The organism is Bradyrhizobium sp. KBS0727, from assembly GCF_005937885.2.
In the GTDB taxonomy this organism is placed as follows: Bacteria; Pseudomonadota; Alphaproteobacteria; order Rhizobiales; family Xanthobacteraceae; genus Bradyrhizobium.
Genome location: NZ_CP042176.1, coordinates 3,885,541 through 3,902,859 on the forward strand (window position 1 = coordinate 3,885,541; position 17,319 = coordinate 3,902,859).

The window sequence follows — 17,319 nt, forward strand, 5'->3', positions numbered from 1 at the left end:
ATGCTCATCGACAGCCACTGCCATCTCGACTTTCCGGATTTTGCCGAAGACCTCGACGCCATCGTGGCGCGCGCCGAGACCGCCGGCATCGGCCGCATCGTCACCATCTCGACGCGGGTGAGGCGGCTCGGCGGGCTGCTTGCGATCGCCGAGCGGTTTCCCAATGTCTATTGCTCGGTCGGAACCCATCCGCATCATGCCGATGAGGAAGACGGCATTCCGGCAAGCGAACTGATCGAACTGGCAAAGCACCCGAAGGTCGTGGCGCTCGGCGAGGCGGGGCTGGACAATTTCTATGAGCACGGCTCAAGCGGGGCGCAGGAGCGCGGCTTTCGCGCGCATATCGCGGCGGCCCGCGCCACCGGCCTGCCGCTCGTCATTCACACCCGCGAAGCCGACGAGGATTGCGGCCGCATCCTCGAAGAGGAGATCGCCAAGGGACCGTTCAAGGCCGTGCTGCATTGCTACACCGGCGGGCGCGATCTGGCGATGAAGGCGATTTCGCTCGGCCTGTCGATCTCCTTCACGGGCATCCTGACGTTCAAGAAGTCCGAGGCGTTGCGCGAGCTCGCGGCCGAATTGCCGGCGGATCGCATCATGGTCGAGACCGACGCGCCATATCTGGCGCCCGGCAAGTTCCGCGGCAAGCGCAACGAGCCGTCCTATGTCGTCGAGGTAGCCAAGGTGCTGGCGGAAGCGCGCGGGGTGTCACTGGAAGAGATTTCGCGGCAGACGACTGAAAACTTCTTCGGCCTGTTCTCCAAGGTTCCCGCGCCGAAGGCGACCGCATGACGTTGACACTGACGATCCTCGGCTGCGGTTCCTCAGCCGGCGTGCCGCGTCCGGCGCTGGGCTGGGGCGCCTGCGATCCCAACAACCCCAAAAACCGCCGCCGCCGCTGCTCGCTGCTCGTCGAACGTGCCTCGGAGAAGGGCACCACGCGGATCGTGATCGACACCTCGCCCGACCTGCGCGAACAGTTGATCGACGCCGAGGTCGATCACATCGACGCGGTGTTCCTCACCCATGAACATGCCGACCAGACCCACGGCATGGACGATCTGCGTTCGGTCGTGCTGCATCAACGCCGGCGCATTCCGGTCTATTTCAACCAGTCGACCGCCAAGGATATCATGGCACGATTTTCCTATTGCTTCATCTCGCCTGAAGGCAGCGATTATCCGCCGATCCTGAACCGGCATTCGATCGAGGCAGGCGAGAGCCGCAGCATCGACGCGAAGGGCGGGCCGGTGACTCTGTCCGCCTTCATCCTACAGCACGGCAACATCCCGGCGCTCGGCTACCGCATCGGCGACGCCGCCTACACGCCCGATGTCAACGACATCCCGGCCGAAAGCTGGCCGCAGCTCGCAAACCTCGAACTCTGGATCATTGACGGGCTGCGCTATGCCGGCCATCCCAGCCATTTCAGCGTCAACGACGCGCTGTCCTGGATCGAACGCTTCAAGCCGAAACGTGCCGTCATCACCAACATGCACTCCGACCTCGACTACGAGGTGTTGCGGAAGTCGCTGCCGGCGAGCGTGATACCGGCCTATGACGGGATGCGGCTGACGCTGGAGCGCGCGGGCTGAGGCTGGCCCTGGCTTCTTGGGACCGACCGCGGACGGCAGAGGAGGGCTTCGATGATTGCGCTGTTCTTTGAAGTCCAGACCAGGCCGGGGCATCGGGATCAATATCTCGAGCTTGCCGCGTCGCTGCGGCCCCAGCTCGATGCGGTGGGCGGCTGCCTTTTCATCGACCGCTTCAGCAGCTTGACCCGTGAAAACCTGCTGCTGTCGTATCAGATCTGGCAGGACGAAGGGGCGATGACGGCGTGGCGGGTCCACGGCTATCATCACGAGGTCCAGACCATCGGCCGCGAAAAGGTATTTTCGGACTATCGCATTCGCATCGCACAGGTGATCCACGAGGAAAGGCCGGGTCAACCGATCTGGCAGCCCGAGCGGCGCACGCCGTACAATGACCCGGCGAGGCGTCCATCAACCTTTGTCCTTGTCGCGGAATCGAAGCGCGCCGAACTTCCCGTGGAGACCGAATGGCGCCATGATTCATTCAAGAGCGTCTATCGCGACGGCTATTTCGCACACCTGATCGATGTGCCGGATCAACAGTCCGGCCTCGAACTGGGCCGCCGCCTGCTGGCGGATCCGACAACGGAGTATTTCCGCATCGTCGAAGTGATGCGCGACTACGGCATGTACGATCGAACCGAGGCGCCGCAATATTATCCGCCGGTGGTGAGGGAAGGCTAATGACGCGGGACGACGCTGCAACCGTCATTCCGGGATGGTGCGTTAGCACCAGACCCGGAATCTCGAGATTCCGGGTGCGATGCTTTCGCATCGCCCCGGAATGACAGTCAGGCCGAAATCGCCTTCGCCGAATCCACCTGGTTGCGCAGCAGGAACTTCTGGATTTTTCCGGTCGACGTCTTCGGAATCACGCCGAACACCACGGCCTTCGGCGTCTTGAAGCCCGACATGTGGCTGCGGCAGAACGCGATGATCTCGGCCTCGGTGGCTTTTGCGCCTTCCTTCAATTCGACGAAGGCGCAGGGCACTTCGCCCCATTTGGAATCCGGCTTGGCGACGACGGCGGCGAACAGCACCGCGGGATGCTTGTAGAGGATGTCCTCGACCTCGACGGAGGAGATATTCTCGCCGCCGGAAATGATGATGTCCTTGGAGCGGTCCTTGATAATGACATAGCCGTGCTCGTCGAGCACGCCGAGATCGCCGGTGTGAAACCAGCCGCCGGCAAAGGCTTCCTCGGTCGCCTTCTCGTTCTTCAGATAGCCCTTCATCACGATATTGCCGCGGAACATCACCTCGCCGATGGTCTCGCCGTCATGCGGCACTTCCCGCATGGTTTCGGGATCGATCACGGTGACGCCTTCCTGCAGCGGGTAGGGCACGCCCTGCCGCCGCTTGAGCTGGGCGCGCTGGTCAGCCGGCAGTTCGTCCCAGCCCGGCTGCTCAGCACAGACCGAAGCCGGGCCATAAACCTCGGTCAGCCCGTAGACATGCGTCAGCTTGATGCCGATGCTTTCGGCGCCTTCGAGCACGGCGACCGGCGGTGCAGCGCCCGCGATCAGGCCAACCACGGGACGCGCGGCTTTGCCCTCCACGCTCGAAGATTTGGGCGCGCCAGGCGCATTGATCAGCGTGTTGTAAACGATTGGCGCGCCGCACATGTGGGTGACGCCGTGCTGCGGGATCAGTTCGAAGATCTTCGCCGGATCAACCTTGCGCAGGCAGACATTGATGCCGGCGGACGCCGCGACCGTCCACGGAAAGCACCAGCCGTTGCAGTGGAACATCGGCAACGTCCAGAGATAGACCGGGTGCTGGCCGAGATTGCCGGCCAGGATGTTGCTGACCGCGTTCAGGTAAGCGCCGCGGTGATGGGTCACGACGCCCTTCGGATTGCCCGTGGTGCCCGAGGTATAGCTCAGCGCGATCGCGTCCCATTCGTCGGCGGGCGGCCTTGCGATGAAGGTGGGATCACCCTGGGCTACGACGGCCTCATATTCGATTTCGCCAATGCGCTTGCCACCCTCGAAGGCGGCGTCATCGACATCGACGACGAATGGTTTGGCGCCTTTCATTAGCGTCAGCGCTTCCGCGATCACGCCGCCAAATTCCGGGTCGACCAGAATGATCCTGGCGCCGCCGTGGTCGAGCTGGAAGGCGATCGAGGCGGCATCGAGCCGGATGTTGAGCGCGTTCAGCACGGCGCCCGCCATCGGTACCGCGAAATGCAGTTCGTTCATCGCCGGGATATTCGGCAGCATCGCCGCCACCGTGTCGCCATGACCGATGTCGCGGCCGGCGAGCCAGGACGCGAAGCGCCGGCAGCGCTCATGGGTCTGCGCCCAGGTAAAGCTGCGGCCTTCATAGACGGTGCTGATGTGGTCCGGATAGACCGCCGCGCTGCGGGCAAGGAAGCTCAGCGGCGTCAGCGGCACGTAGTTTGCCGGCGTCTTGTCCAATCCGATTGCGTACTGGTTTTGGGCTGCGCTCATCGGCTCCGTCCCATTTGCAAAGTTGAAGTTACAGGAACCCGATCGAAATCCACGGGAAGATCGCCACGATCGCCAGGCCGACCATCAGCGCCAGCAGATAGCCCCAGATCGGCCGAATCCCCTCGGCCGGATCGACCTTTCCGATGGCGCAGGCCGCATAGTAGCCGACGCCGAACGGCGGCGCGAATAATCCGATTCCCATCGCGAGAATAATGATCATCGCATAATGAACCTCATGCACGCCGACGGCGCGCGCGATCGGAAACAACAGCGGCCCGAACAGCACGATCGCCGGAATGCCCTCCAGCACGCTGCCGAGGATCGTGAACGCCACGATCGACACCGCGATGAAGGTCGCCGAACCACCGGGCAGGCCGGTCATGGCAGCCGCCAGCGCCCGCGAGAAGCCGGACTGCGTGAGCCCCCAGGCCATGCCGGTGGCGCAACCGATAATCAACAGGATCGCGCCCGACAGGCACGCGGTCTCCATCAACATTGGCACGATCCGCCGCCAGTCGAAGTTGCGGTAGATCAAAAGGCCGTAAATCAGGAAGCCGACAATGAAGGCATAGACGATGCCGATGGTCGAGACTTCGGTCGCGGTCGCAATGCCCTCGACCACGGCATAACGGATCACGAACGGCAGCGCGATGGCGGGCAGGGCGATGATCAGCGCGCGGGCGATTTCGCTCCCGCTGGCACGGGTGACATGCTGCAGGTCTTCCCCGCGATAGCGCCACCACACCAGCGCCGACAGCGTGATCGCCAGCACCACGCCCGGCAGCAATCCGCCGGTGAACAGCGCCGCGATCGAGACACCCGTGACCGAGCCGATCGTGATCAGCACCAGGCTCGGCGGAATGGTTTCGGTCTGGGCGCCGGTGGCGGCGAGCAGGGCGACCAGATCGCCCGGCTTGGCGCCGCGCGCCTTCATTTCCGGAAACAGCACGGGCGCCACGGCAGCCATGTCGGCGGCCTTGGAGCCCGAAATACCCGACACCAGATACATGGCGCCGACCAGCACGTAATGCAGTCCGCCGCGGACATGGCCGAGCAGGCTCGCCAGGAAGGCCACCATGGCGCGCGCCATGCCGGTCATCTCGATCAGAAGCCCCAGGAACACGAACAGCGGCACCGACAGCAGGATGAGGTGGCTCATGCCCTCGTCCATACGGCCGACCAGCACCATCAGCGGCGTGTTGGTGGTCAGCGCCAGATAGCCATAGGTTGCGAGCCCGAACCCGAACGCGATCGGCACGCCGGCGAACACGCAGAAGCCGGCAACGCCGACAAAGAAGATAATCAGGTTGAGATTGCCGAGCGGCTTGAGCGAGCCCTTCAGCAGCCAGAACACCGCGATCACAAGCGCGACCGACAGGATTGCCCGCAGCACCATCCAGAAATCGCCCGAGCGCGCCAGCCGCAAGAAGGCAAACAGCGCCATAAGGACGATGCCGACCGGCAGCGCCGCGGCGCGCCAGATGTTCGGGATCTGCAGCGCCGGCGTGGTGATGAAGCTTTCCTCGTAGGCGTATTCATAGGCCGGCCAGGCGATCAGCAGCAGGAACGCCAGCGCGGCCGATGTCGCGACCAGGTCGAGATAGGCGCGCATCGCCGGCCTGGCGCTGGCGACGACTGCCGTCATCCGCATGTGCTCGGCGCGGTGGAACGCAACCGCAGCGCCCAGCATCGCCAGCCACAGGAACAGGATCGACGCCAGTTCGTCCGACCAGATCAGCGGTCGGTGCAGCCCATAGCGCGCCACCACGCCGGCAAACAGGATGACGATCTCTGCGACGACCAGAATGGCGGCCGGTATCTCGACCAGCATTCCCAGGAAGTGTTCGAACGACGCCGCAAGCGAACGGCGGCGAGGGGGCTGTGCCACCTCTCCGGCCGCCGCTTGGACGAGTTCTACATGAGCCATGACGGCCCCCGCACAAGAGTGTTTTTGCCTGACGCGTTTTCTTTACGCGAACCGGTACCCACTTCGCTCGAAAACGCTGGGCGCCTAGGACAGCTTGCCGACCGACTTTTCCAGCAGATCCCAAGCCTGCTCGCCGTACTTGCCCTTCCATTCGGCATAGAAGCCGGCGGAACGGAGTTTGTCGCGGAACGGCGCCACGGTGGGCTGGTTGAACGTGAGGCCCTTGCCGGCCAGGTCCTGCTGCAAGCCGGCATTCAGCTTGGCAACGTCCTCGCGCTCCTTGACGCCGGCGGCGTTGATGTTCTTGGCGACGATGGCGCGCACGTCCTCGGGCATCTTCTCCCAGGCGCGGCGGTTGGCGAGGAACCAGAAGCCGTCCCACATGTGGTTGGTCAGCGAGCAGAACTTTTGGACTTCGTACAGTTTTGCAGTCGAGATGATCGCCAGTGGATTTTCCTGGCCTTCGACGATCTTGGTCTGCAGCGCCGAATAGACTTCGCTGAAATTGATCGAGGCGGGGGCTGCATCGAACGCCTTGAACATCGAGGTCCACAGCGGCGACACCGGCACGCGGATTTTGAAACCCTTGAAATCGTCCGGGCCAGTGATCGGCTTCGACGACGACGTGGTCTGGCGGAAGCCGTTGTCCCAGATCTTGTCCATGACCACGAGACCCGCCTTGGAGATCTCGCCGCGAATATAAGCGCCCAGCCCGCCGTCCATGGCCTTCCAGACCGTGTCGTAGTCCGGGAAAGCGAAACCGATGCCGCTGATCGAGGCCGCCGGCACCAGGGTCGCCAGGATCAGGCCCGACAGCGTGAAGAATTCGATGCCGCCGGAACGAATCTGGCTCAGCATGTCGGTATCGGAACCAAGCTGGTTGTTCGGGAAAATCTGCAGGTCGACCTTGCCATTGGTCTCGGCCTTGATCGCCGCCGCCATCTCCTTGGCCCGGGCGTTCATGGGATGGCCGTCAGGCAGATTGTTGGCGTACTTGTAGGTAAATTCGGCCGTCTGGGCCCGCGCTACCATCGGTGCGCCAATGCCGCCCAAAACCGCTGACGCAGCGGATGCCTTTAGAAGCGTGCGTCGTGAAAAGCTCATCTGTATCTCCCTTGAGACTTTTTGTTCTTGAGATGCAATTCTATACGGACCTGATGCCAACAGGTCATCAGCGATCTCGCGTTCGCGTGGCTTATTGCAGCGGACACAAGCCACGGCAATATCGGCTTTCGGACCGGGTGACGCATGCGAAGGCGCGACGCTTTCGGCATGCGTCTGCCGGGCAGAAGCCGTGGCGAACCTGAAGGGACGTGGAAGCAAATCCACCTAAATATCTGATGTAATTATACATATTTATATTCCATAATATACCTTATGCGAATTCCAGATGTAGACGCCGGATAGAGAAGTCACCATTGGCCCAGATTGAGATGTCACTCTCCACGGTTTCCGTTGGGGAGTATTTGGCCGATGACGGTGATTGCGATGAGCCGGACGGAGATCGACCGGATGAGCGTGTTGCAGGATCTGGCTGCAAGCAGGATCAAGGTTGCGGACGCCGCGACGCTGATGGGTGTTGGCCGGCGTCAGGTGTTCCGGCTTGGCAAGGCCTTTGCGCGGCACGGTCCGGAGGCCCTGGTGTCGCGCCGGCGAGGCCGGCCGAGCAACCGCAGCTATCCGAGCGGCTGGCGCGCCAAAGTGCTTGGCATCATCCGGGAGCGTTACCCGGACTTCGGTCCGACGCTGGCGGCCGAGAAGCTGGCGGAGCTGCACGGCATTCACCTTGGGCGCGAGACGCTGCGGCAATGGATGATCGCGGCGGGCCTGTGGAAGGACCGCCGAGCGCGATTGAAGGCTGTTCACCAGCCGCGGTACCGGCGGGATTGTTGTGGCGAGCTGATCCAGATTGACGGGTCGGAGCACTGGTGGTTCGAGGGCCGCGGACCGCAATGCACCCTGCTCGTCTACATTGACGACGCCACCAGCCGACTGATGCATCTGCAGTTTGTCGAGAGCGAGAACACCTTCGACTATTTTGCGGCGACCCGAGCCTATCTAGAACGTTACGGCAAGCCGGTGGCGTTCTATTCGGACAAGCACGGCGTGTTCCGGGTCAACAAGAAGGATGCGGTCCGCGGCGATGGCATGACCCAGTTCGGACGGGCTTTGCATGCGCTCAATATCGACATCATCTGCGCCAACTCCTCGCAGGCCAAGGGCCGTGTCGAACGGGCCAATGGCACGCTGCAGGACCGGTTGGTCAAGGAGATGCGATTAAGCGGCATCGATACGATTGAGGCCGGCAACGCATTCCTGCCGGCGTTCATGGAGAAGTACAATGCGCGCTTTGGCAAAGCGCCGTTAGAGGATCGCGACCTGCATCGGCCGCTCGCCAGTCATGAAGATATCGATGATGCTTTCGCCTGGAAGGAAGAGCGCTCGGTCTCGGTGAACCTGACGCTGCAGTATGACCAGGTGCTCTTCATTCTCGAGCCAACCAAGATCGCACGGTCGCTGGCGCGCAAGCGGGTCACCGTGATTGACTACCCTGATGGGCGGCTGGCGATCCGCTACAACGGCGTCGATCTACCCTACCGCACTTTCGACAAGCGCCCGCAGGTCAACCAGGCCGCCCTCGTCGAGAACAAACGACTAGGGCCGATCCTGGCCTATATCGCCGAGCAGCAGAAGGAACTCGACATGTCCCGTTCCGCCAAGGCGCCGCGGCGACGAGGTCAAAAGAACCACATGTTCAAGGTCGGATAGATAGCGCCCGGGCGGCGCGCTACGCTATCTGAAGGCTTCACGCGCGCCCTCTCGAGCCAACAAAACTCAACCCCAACCAAAGGAAAGGCGGCTAACCTACCCCCACCCGAGTGACATTTCTAACTGGCTCAAATCGTGACTTCCCTAATTGGCGGCGACACAGATATGGCTTTCGGGATTCATGGCATAGGCCGAGCCAAGCCCACTCCCACTATCTCCAGCCCCTGGTCAACACCTGCGGAGGCGCAATCAGCACCAGCAATAGCGGTGCGGCGGCGCCGCCGGTGAAGGTTGCTGCCGAAGCCAATGCGGCCTGGACCGGTCGCGCGGTCGTAGCCTCGGAGATGCCGAATTCGTCGCGCGCATGGGCACCGTCCCTGGACATCAATTCCGGGGCAACCTCGCGGGCAAGACCGGGTTCGACTCCCCTCGCCACATAGACCTGGGCCAGCTCTTCCCGTTCGAAATCCGGGTTGTCCGCCAGTTCCTGTTTTTCGCGGGCGAGGTCGGCATGCTCCGTGTCGGACTGCGAACTGACCGAGACATATTCGCCGGCCGCCATCGACATCGCGCCAGGCCGGTCAGCAGGATGTCGCTTCTGGACGCCGCGGCGAACGCAACGCCAACGATTAGGCTGGCAGTCGAGATGATGCCGTCGTTTGCGCCGAGCACGGCCGCCCGCAGCTACCCGATACGCTCGACAAGATGATTTTCACGATGCAGCCGACTCATGTTCGATCCATATCCGCCGCCTGCCCCGCAAGCGGCATTTTGAAAACCTGCGACAATGAGGGGCTCGCCTTTGCGTCACATCATGGCGAGCACAACAGCCGAAGCTCAGCCCTTCTCCACCTCTCCGCCCGCATCCAGCCAGCCCTTGAAGCCGCCGAGATTGCGCACGTTGGTGTAGCCCATCTCCTTCAAAGTTTTGCCGACCAGCGCCGAGCGGCCACCGGACGCACAATAGGCTATCACCGTCTTCGCGCGGTCGAAGGCCGCGTCATGCATGGGCGAAGCTGTATCAGCCCGAAACTCGACGAGCCCCCGCGGTACGGCGAGGGCGCCCGGAACCTTTCCCGACGTTGCGACCTCTGCCGGCTCGCGAACATCGAGGAACAGGACGTCAGCCCTGCCCAGCATTCCCTTAGCTTCATCCGGGCTGATCCGCGGCACCTGGGCTTCGGCTTCCGCCAGCATCGTTTGAACCGTCTTCATTGGGGCTCCCTCCCTGTGTCAATCGCAGCCGCGCAACACGAAACCGCTCTAGTAAACTATTCGCAATTGCGGAAGCACAAACTGTGAGCTTGGATCGTCATTGATCTTGATCAATGGCACAAGTTGAGAACTCCGCTATCTTTTTTTGATGCAGCTTTTCAATTCCTCGACGCGCTATGGCGCGATTTCGCAGTCGCTCCATTGGAGTGTCGTTTTGCTCGTCGCGTTGACGTGGGTTCTGGGCCTTGTCGGCGACGAGCTTCCAAACGGCGCTACCGAAGCCGCGGCCTTGTTTATACACATCTCCGCTGGGCTGCTGGTGGTCCTCCTGACGGTGCTGCGCCTGTTCTGGCGCGTTGCGGACAAATCACCGCAAGCCGAGAAGACCGAATATGGCGAATGGGCGTTTGCCGGCTGGATGGGCTTGGGGGCCAAACTGGCGCACCTCGGACTATACCTGTTGCTGATCGCCGTCCCCCTCCTCGGCATTGCCGTGCAATTTGCACGCGGCAAGGGCCTACCTGTGTTTGGATTGTTCGAAATTGCGTCGCCGTGGCCCGCCGACCGAGCCTTCGCGCGAAATCTGAAGGAAATCCACGAACTGGCAGCACATGGGTTGGTAGCGCTCGCCGGCCTGCATGCAGCCGCCGCGCTAGTCCATCACTGGGTGTTCGGCGACCGCACGCTGCGTCGCATGCTGCCGGGCTCGCGCGCCTAATCAGCGTCCCCTAAACCGCGGCTTGCGCCGGTCGAGAAACGCGCTGACGCCTTCCTTGTGATCCTCGGACATGCTGGCCAGCGCGAACTGGTCGAGGTCCATATGGCTGGCGAGATCGTCGAGTGCATGTGCCAGCCGATTGACGGTGAGCTTGGTCATCGCGACCGACAGCGGCGGTTGGGCGGCGACCTTGCCGGCGAGCACCATCGCGGTGTCGAACGCCTTGCCGGGATCGGCCACCTCTTCCACCAAGCCCCATTCGTAGGCTTCCGCCGCCGAGATGCGCTGGTCGGCCAGGATCACGGCCTGCTTGGTGCGGGCCGGTCCGATCAGGTGCAGCATGCGCGGCACGCTCTGCCAGCTCATGTTCATGCCGAGCCCGATCTCGGGCACGCGCAGGTGGGCGTCACGCGCCATGACGCGGAAGTCCAGCGCCACCGCCAGCGCCACGCCGCCGCCGACGCAAAAGCCTTCGATAGCGCCGATGGTGATCTGCTCCATCTCCTGCCACGCCCGCGTCAGCCGCGGTCCGAGCTTGAGATGCCGGCGCAACGTGCCGAGGTCCATGCTCTGGCGCGACCGTCCCTCTGGATCCTTCAGATCGAAGCCGGCGCTGAACGATTTGGCGCCGCCGGTCAGCACCACGACCGAGGTGTCGCCGTCATCCTCAAAGCTGCGGGCGGCATCGGTCAACTGGCGCAACGCCTCCGGCGACAGCGCATTGATGCCGTCGCCACGGTCGAAACGCACGACCGCGATACGGCCGTCGGGCCCGAGGCCCTTCTCGATGGTCACAAACTTCGTCAAGCCGCGTCTCCCTGCCCTTGTTCTTGTAAGGTCGTTTCGCGCTCACAAATGGCCGCTGCGCTCGCGTGCGGGCCTGCCCTCGGGTACCGGAAAACGGATCGTGGTGCCTAGCGTGATCCAGTTGGCATTCTCGCCGTTGATGTTGTGGCCGTAAATGAGATCGACCGAGAAAATCTCGTTGGGCCGGTAGCGCACCCCGGTCTGGAACCGCGGCCGCACCACGCTTGGAATATCCGACTGGCCGGCCTGGCCGTAGGCCTCGATGGTCCACTGCAAGGTGTCGGTGAATTTCCAGTCGAAGCCGATCCCGTAGGTGAAATAGTGCCGGTCAACGGTGCGGTCCCACAGCCAGCCACCGTTGAGATTGATGCGGGTGACCTCGGACAACCGGAACGTTGCCGGGATCGTCGCAAAGACAGTCTGGTTTTGTCCGGCCAAGGCGTCGAACTGTCCGCCGGCAGAAAACGCGAAGCCGAACTTGCCGACCCCTGTCGGCACCAAGTTCATCTTGGCCTTCGGCGCGAATGTCGTGCTCCAGTCGCCGCCGCTGCGCGCTTCGTTGCTGAGCATGCTCAGTTCGACCGGCTTGAGTTTGAACGGATCGACCACGCAGGACGGGTTGGCGACCATCGAGACATCGGTGTTGGTCGCGGCCTGCATCCAGCTCTCGACCTTGCAGGATCCGGTCTCGGAAATGTCGGCGGCATCCACCGCATAGGCGCCGTTGGCCGCCCGCGCCTGTCCGGCCGGAAGCCCGGCCAAAACGACCGCTATCACCGCGATTCCGATGCGCCCTGCCCCAGCAGCCATCGGGGACTCCTAGCAGAGTCTGCGCCTCGACATAGCCCGGATTTTGCGACTATCCTTGCGGCATGAGCCAGCATGATCACGACCATCACCACCACGATCACGACCATTCGGAACTGTCGGAGACCGAGCTGCGCGTCCGCGCGCTGGAGACGATCCTGACCGAGAAAGGTTACGTCGAGCCGGCGGCGCTCGACGCCATCATCCAGGCCTATGAGACGAAAATCGGCCCCCACAATGGCGCGCGCGTCGTCGCCAAGGCCTGGACCGATCCCGCCTTCAAACAGGCGCTGCTGGACGACGCCACCAAGGCGGTGAGCACGCTCGGTCATGTCAGCCGGGTCGGCGACCATCTCGTCGCTGTCGAGAACACGCCACAACGCCACAACATGGTCGTGTGCACGCTGTGCTCCTGTTACCCTTGGGAAATGCTGGGACTGCCCCCCGTCTGGTACAAAGCGGCTCCCTATCGGTCTCGCGCGGTCAAGGACCCGCGTGGCGTACTGGCCGACTTTGGCGTCAGCCTGCCAAGGGAGATCGAGATACGGGTCTGGGATTCAACCGCCGAGACGCGTTTCCTGGTGCTGCCGATGCGCCCGCCGGGCACCGAGGGCTGGAGCGAGGCTCAGTTGACCGAGCTCGTGACGCGCGATTCGATGATCGGCACCGGCTTTGCAAAAACGCCGGGAGCGCCGTCATGAACGGCGTACACGACATGGGCGGCATGGACGGCTTCGGCAAGGTCGAGCCGGAGCCGAACGAGCCGATGTTTCACAGCGTATGGGAAGCGCGCGTGCTGGCGATGGTACGCGCGATGGGCGCGGCCGGCGCCTTCAACATCGATACGTCGCGCTTTTACCGGGAGATGTTGCGGCCGGACGTCTATCTCGGCAGTTCCTATTACAGGAAATGGCTGCTCGGTCTGCAAGACCTGCTGGTCGACAAGGGTTTTATCTCCACCGAAGACGTCGCGGCCGGGCATGCGGTCCAACCGGCGAAGCCGCTCAAGCGCGGAAAATTCGGGATCGACGATGTCGAGCGCGTGATGGTGCGCGGAAAATTCGGCCGCGCCGCACCAGCCCCGGCGAAGTTCAAGCCCGGCGATCGGGTACGCGCCCGGAACATTCACCCCACGACCCATACGAGGCTGCCGCGCTACGTCCGCGGCCACGTCGGCGTGATCGAGCGCGACCACGGCTGTCATGTATTCCCGGATACCGCCGCCACCGAATCCGGCGAGAACCCGCAATGGCTCTACACGGTCGTGTTCGACAGCGCCGAATTGTGGGGCCCGGACGCTGACCCGACGCTCAAGATATCCATCGATGCGTTCGAGCCGTATCTGGAGCCGGCCTGATGGACGCCACGGTTGCGCGCGCGGCCGCCGCCGTGCCGGGTATTCCCCGCGACGAGGACGGCCCGGTGTTCCGCGAGCCCTGGGAAGCGCACGCCTTTGCCATGGCGCTGACCCTGCATGACCGCGGCGTCTTCACCTGGACCGAGTGGGCCAGCGCGCTCGCGACCGAGATCAAGCGCGCGCAGGCCAATGGCGATCCGGACACCGGTGAGACCTACTACCGGCATTGGCTGGCGACGCTGGAAAACCTGGTGGCGGAAAAGGGCGTCACGACCTCCGAAACCCTAAATCGCTATCGCGACGCCTGGGACCACGCCGCCGACCGCACGCCGCATGGCGCGCCGATCGAGCTGATGCCGCAGGATTTCGGAACTTAGGCTAGAGCCAGGTTCTGATTAAATCAGAAACTGGCTCTGGTCCTTGTTTGACGCGTTTTCTTCTCGCGAACCGGTTCCCACTTCGCTCGAAAACGCTATCGCCCCGCATATTCCCGCCAGCCCTTTGCGCGCAGCGCGCAGGCCGGGCATTCGCCGCACCCATAGCCCCAGTCATGCTGCGCGCCGCGCTCGCCGAGGTAACAGGTGTGGGAGTGCTCGCGGATCAGATCAACCAGCCCTGCCCCGCCGAGATCATGCGCGAGTTTCCAGGTCGCGGCCTTGTCCAGCCACATCAGCGGCGTGTGCAGTTCGAAGTTTCTGGCCATGCCGAGGTTGAGCGCGGACTGCAATGCCTTGATGGTCTCGTCGCGGCAATCCGGATAGCCGGAGTAATCGGTCTCGCACATGCCGCCGATGATGTGACGGATGCCGCGCCGGTAGGCCAGCGCCGCGGCAAAGGTCAGAAACACCAGATTGCGGCCGGGCACGAACGTATTGGGCAGGCCATCCGCGCCCATCGTGATTGCGACATCACGGGTCAGCGCGGTGTCGGAAATTTCGGCCAGCGTTGGAATCTCCAGCGTATGGCTCTCGCCGAGTTTCGTCGCCCAATCCGGCCGCAACGACTTGATGCCCGACAGCAGCCGATCGCGGCACGCCAATTCGATCGCGTGGCGCTGACCGTAGCTGAAGCCGATCATCTCGACGCGCGCAAAGCGCTGCAACGCCCAGGCAAGGCAGGTGGTGGAATCCTGGCCGCCGGAAAACAGCACCAGTGCGGTTTCGGATGGAAACTGATCGTTCATGGACGCCCCATTAGCACCCATCGATCTCGGGGCCAATCGGTGGAAATCGCGGCCGTTCCGGCTCGTTTTGCTGGGATCGGCGGACCGCTTGCGGCATAAAGCCTGAACCTCGAACGTTCGGTGCCACATGACCCCTTCCCGCGATATTTCAAGACTGCTCGAAATCATGGCGGCGCTGCGCACGCCGGTGACCGGCTGCCCGTGGGACCTCGAACAGGATTCCGCGACGATCGCGCCCTACACCATCGAGGAAGCCTATGAGGTGGTCGATGCCATCGCGCGCGGCGACCTCGACGATCTCAAGGATGAACTCGGCGATCTCCTGCTGCAGGTGGTGTTCCACGCCCGGATGGCGGAGGAACAGAACGCGTTTGCTTTCGGCGACGTCGTCGAAGCCATTTCGCGAAAGATGATCCGGCGGCATCCGCATGTCTTCGCCGACGAGAACGGGCGTTTGACACCCTCCCATGTCAAGGAAGCCTGGGACCGCATCAAGGCCGAGGAAAAGGCCGAGCGCGCCGCGCGCCGACCGCAGCCGCCCGCCGAACACAAGTCGCTGCTGTCAGGCGTCAAGGCCGGCCAGCCGGCGCTGACGCGCGCGATGGAATTGCAGCGGAAGGCATCAACCGTTGGCTTCGACTGGAACGACCCGCGCGCGGTGCTGCACAAGATCCGCGAGGAGGCCGACGAGATCGAGGCCGCGCTCGATGGCGGCAATGCCGAGGAACTCGCGGCCGAAACCGGCGATCTCCTGTTCGCGCTGGTCAACCTGGCGCGCCATGTCGGCGCCGATCCGGAAACCGCGCTACGCGCCACCAACGCCAAATTCGAACGCCGCTTCGGCTATATCGAACGCGCCCTGGAAGCCAAAGGCCGTTCGCTCGAAGGCGCAACGCTCACCGAGATGGATGCATTGTGGAACGAGGCCAAGGGTGCGGAACATCAGGCGCAGCCGGCATCACCGAAAATTCAGGGCAGCCGCCGCTCATAACAACGTGCCCCTGAGAATGAGCGCGGCGACGCCAAAGTAAATGACCAGACCGGTGACGTCGACCAGCGTTGCGACAAATGGAGCCGACGCACTCGCCGGGTCGAAGCCGACGCGCTGCAGGATAAACGGCAGCATCGAGCCCGCCAGCGATCCGAACGTCACGATGCCGACCAGTGCGGAGCCGACCGTAATCGCGACCAAAATCCAGTGTTCGCCGTAGTCGAAAATGCCCAGCGTCTGCCAGAGCGTTATCCTGGCTATTCCGATCAAGCCGAGAATGGCCCCCAGCATCAGGCCGGTCGGCAGTTCGCGCAACGCGACCCGCCACCAGTCCCGCAGCCTAAGTTCGTGCAACGCCAAGGCGCGAATCAACAGCGACGTCGCCTGCGATCCCGAATTGCCGCCCGAACTCATGATCAGGGGAATGAACAACGTCAGCACGATGGCCTTCTCGAGTTCGCCCTGGAATGTCTGCATCGCGCTGGCCGTCAGCATTTCGGACAGGAAGAGCGCGCAGAGCCAGCCGCCCCGCTTCTTGATCATCTCGGGAAAACTGATCCGCAGATAAGGTTCGTCCAGCGCCTCCATGCCGCCGAACTTCTGAACGTCTTCGGTGGACTCCTGGATGATGGCGTCGATGACGTCATCGACGGTGACGATGCCCAGCACATGGCCCAGCCCGTCCACAACGGCCACGGCGAGCAGGTCATATTTCGATATCAGACGCGCGGCGTCCATGCGGTCGGATTGCGGCCCGACCGTCAGTGGCTTGCGGGCGGGCGCCGCGGTAAGGACGTTGGCATGCGGATCGCCGGAGATCAGACGGCGCAGCGGGACCGCCTGGATCAGGGTCTTTTTGATGGGGTCGACGACGAAGATGGAATAGACGGTTTCGCGGGTGCGCTCGACCATCCGGATGTGATACAGCACCTCCGCGATCGTCCAGTTCGAGGGCACGCTGACGAACTCGGTCGTCATGATGCTTCCGGCGCTGCGCTCGGGATAGGCCAGCAGTTCCGAGATGGTCTTCCGGGTTTCCTGGTTCAGGCCATTTAACAGCGTGCTCCGGAGCGGCTCGATCAGCTCCCTGAAAATATCGGCGGTGCGGTCCGCCGACACCGCCGACAACAAGGCAACGGCCGTCGCGGTGGGGAGTGCCGCGATGATCTCGCAGACATCGTCAATTCCGGGCTGATCAAGAACCTCGACAGCCTTTTCCGAAGACAAATGCTGAAGGATCTCGGCGGCAGCTTCCGGTGGGCGGGCGTTGAGCGCCACAATGATATCGGGCGCCCTTTCGAGCGCGAGGCCGCCTGCCTCATGCGCGGCCTTATCGGCAGCAGCGGTCGTCTCGGAGGAATTTGGCATCACGGACCTCGCTCTTCGCCCAGAGCGGAATGGACCAAGCCCGTGAAAAACTCAAACACAAAGTGGATTGGCGAGGTTCGGACGCAAGACATCAAGGCCGCAGCCTCGTGAGCCCCGCCCTGGTCATAC

At 63.0% G+C, this 17,319-nt stretch carries 17 protein-coding genes and 1 pseudogene; 9 read left to right on the plus strand and 9 right to left on the minus strand.

The annotated features are described in order from the left end of the window. From FFI89_RS17955 to FFI89_RS17965, 3 genes are read left to right on the plus strand one after another with little or no spacing between them, the layout of a single operon-like run. Complete coding sequence (locus FFI89_RS17955; protein WP_138838813.1) at positions 1–792, plus strand: TatD family hydrolase; 792 nt, start codon at positions 1–3, stop codon at positions 790–792. Further along, positions 789–1,595, plus strand: coding sequence for an MBL fold metallo-hydrolase (locus FFI89_RS17960; protein WP_138838815.1), 807 nt, complete (start codon positions 789–791; stop codon positions 1,593–1,595). The genes FFI89_RS17955 and FFI89_RS17960 overlap by 4 nt, the downstream gene beginning before the upstream one ends. 51 nt (positions 1,596–1,646) lie before the next feature. Continuing rightward, positions 1,647–2,276: an antibiotic biosynthesis monooxygenase gene (locus FFI89_RS17965; protein ID WP_138838817.1), complete on the plus strand. Its 630-nt coding sequence runs from the start codon at positions 1,647–1,649 to the stop codon at positions 2,274–2,276. A 107-nt stretch (positions 2,277–2,383) separates the two neighbouring features. Here the strand turns inward: FFI89_RS17965 and FFI89_RS17970 are convergent, their stop codons facing one another. The 3 genes from FFI89_RS17970 to FFI89_RS17980 form a co-directional block, all read right to left on the minus strand. After that, positions 2,384–4,048: an acyl-CoA synthetase gene (locus FFI89_RS17970; RefSeq protein WP_138838819.1), complete on the minus strand. Its 1,665-nt coding sequence runs from the start codon at positions 4,046–4,048 to the stop codon at positions 2,384–2,386. A gap of 28 nt (positions 4,049–4,076) precedes the next feature. Beyond that, positions 4,077–5,975 carry a TRAP transporter large permease subunit gene (locus FFI89_RS17975; RefSeq protein ID WP_138838821.1) on the minus strand — a complete coding sequence of 633 codons (1,899 nt, stop codon included), beginning with the start codon at positions 5,973–5,975 and terminating at the stop codon, positions 4,077–4,079. An 84-nt stretch (positions 5,976–6,059) separates the two neighbouring features. Beyond that, complete coding sequence (locus FFI89_RS17980) at positions 6,060–7,079, minus strand: TRAP transporter substrate-binding protein (protein WP_138838823.1); 1,020 nt, start codon at positions 7,077–7,079, stop codon at positions 6,060–6,062. Positions 7,080–7,448: 369 nt separating this feature from the next. Here FFI89_RS17980 and FFI89_RS17985 point away from each other — a divergent pair, with 369 nt between their 5' ends. After that, entirely contained in the window at positions 7,449–8,744 is a 1,296-nt protein-coding gene (locus tag FFI89_RS17985; protein ID WP_138831327.1) for an ISNCY family transposase, read from the plus strand. A 229-nt stretch (positions 8,745–8,973) separates the two neighbouring features. Here the strand turns inward: FFI89_RS17985 and FFI89_RS17990 are convergent. Together FFI89_RS17990 and FFI89_RS17995 are read right to left on the minus strand one after the other, a co-directional pair. Continuing rightward, positions 8,974–9,428: pseudogene (locus tag FFI89_RS17990) on the minus strand (VIT1/CCC1 transporter family protein); the annotation flags it as partial. Between the two features lie 153 nt (positions 9,429–9,581). Continuing rightward, positions 9,582–9,959 carry a rhodanese-like domain-containing protein gene (locus FFI89_RS17995; protein ID WP_138838825.1) on the minus strand — a complete coding sequence of 126 codons (378 nt, stop codon included), beginning with the start codon at positions 9,957–9,959 and terminating at the stop codon, positions 9,582–9,584. Between the two features lie 214 nt (positions 9,960–10,173). Between FFI89_RS17995 and FFI89_RS18000 the strand changes: the two genes are divergently transcribed. Next, positions 10,174–10,677, plus strand: coding sequence for a cytochrome b (locus FFI89_RS18000; protein ID WP_371721312.1), 504 nt, complete (start codon positions 10,174–10,176; stop codon positions 10,675–10,677). Here FFI89_RS18000 and FFI89_RS18005 read toward each other — a convergent pair whose 3' ends face one another. Further along, positions 10,678–11,484, minus strand: coding sequence for an enoyl-CoA hydratase/isomerase family protein (locus FFI89_RS18005; RefSeq protein ID WP_138838829.1), 807 nt, complete (start codon positions 11,482–11,484; stop codon positions 10,678–10,680). A gap of 42 nt (positions 11,485–11,526) precedes the next feature. After that, entirely contained in the window at positions 11,527–12,294 is a 768-nt protein-coding gene (locus FFI89_RS18010; protein ID WP_138838831.1) for a hypothetical protein, read from the minus strand. A 62-nt stretch (positions 12,295–12,356) separates the two neighbouring features. Here FFI89_RS18010 and nthA point away from each other — a divergent pair, with 62 nt between their 5' ends. Genes nthA through FFI89_RS18025 form a run of 3 tightly spaced genes read left to right on the plus strand, consistent with a single transcriptional unit; the run spans position 12,357 to position 14,025 of the window. Further along, on the plus strand, positions 12,357–12,992 hold the full coding sequence (gene nthA / locus FFI89_RS18015; RefSeq protein WP_138838833.1) for a nitrile hydratase subunit alpha: 636 nt from the start codon (positions 12,357–12,359) through the stop codon (positions 12,990–12,992). Then, positions 12,989–13,648 (plus strand): nitrile hydratase subunit beta, encoded by a 660-nt coding sequence (gene nthB, locus FFI89_RS18020; RefSeq protein ID WP_138838835.1) that lies wholly within the window; start codon positions 12,989–12,991, stop codon positions 13,646–13,648. Before nthA ends, nthB begins: the two co-directional genes overlap by 4 nt. Next, positions 13,648–14,025: a nitrile hydratase accessory protein gene (locus tag FFI89_RS18025; RefSeq protein ID WP_168212925.1), complete on the plus strand. Its 378-nt coding sequence runs from the start codon at positions 13,648–13,650 to the stop codon at positions 14,023–14,025. Before nthB ends, FFI89_RS18025 begins: the two co-directional genes overlap by 1 nt. Positions 14,026–14,120: 95 nt before the next feature. Here FFI89_RS18025 and queC read toward each other — a convergent pair whose 3' ends face one another. After that, the gene (gene queC / locus FFI89_RS18030) at positions 14,121–14,831 is read right to left on the minus strand and encodes a 7-cyano-7-deazaguanine synthase QueC (RefSeq protein WP_168212926.1); all 711 of its coding nucleotides are present in this window, start codon (positions 14,829–14,831) and stop codon (positions 14,121–14,123) included. A 127-nt stretch (positions 14,832–14,958) separates the two neighbouring features. Here queC and mazG point away from each other — a divergent pair, with 127 nt between their 5' ends. After that, positions 14,959–15,822 carry a nucleoside triphosphate pyrophosphohydrolase gene (mazG, locus tag FFI89_RS18035; RefSeq protein ID WP_138838841.1) on the plus strand — a complete coding sequence of 288 codons (864 nt, stop codon included), beginning with the start codon at positions 14,959–14,961 and terminating at the stop codon, positions 15,820–15,822. On the opposite strand, the gene mgtE is transcribed toward mazG, so the two are convergent. After that, the gene (mgtE, locus tag FFI89_RS18040) at positions 15,817–17,190 is read right to left on the minus strand and encodes a magnesium transporter (RefSeq protein WP_138838843.1); all 1,374 of its coding nucleotides are present in this window, start codon (positions 17,188–17,190) and stop codon (positions 15,817–15,819) included. The two genes, mazG and mgtE, sit on opposite strands and share 6 nt — an antisense overlap. Positions 17,191–17,319 lie beyond the last annotated feature (129 nt).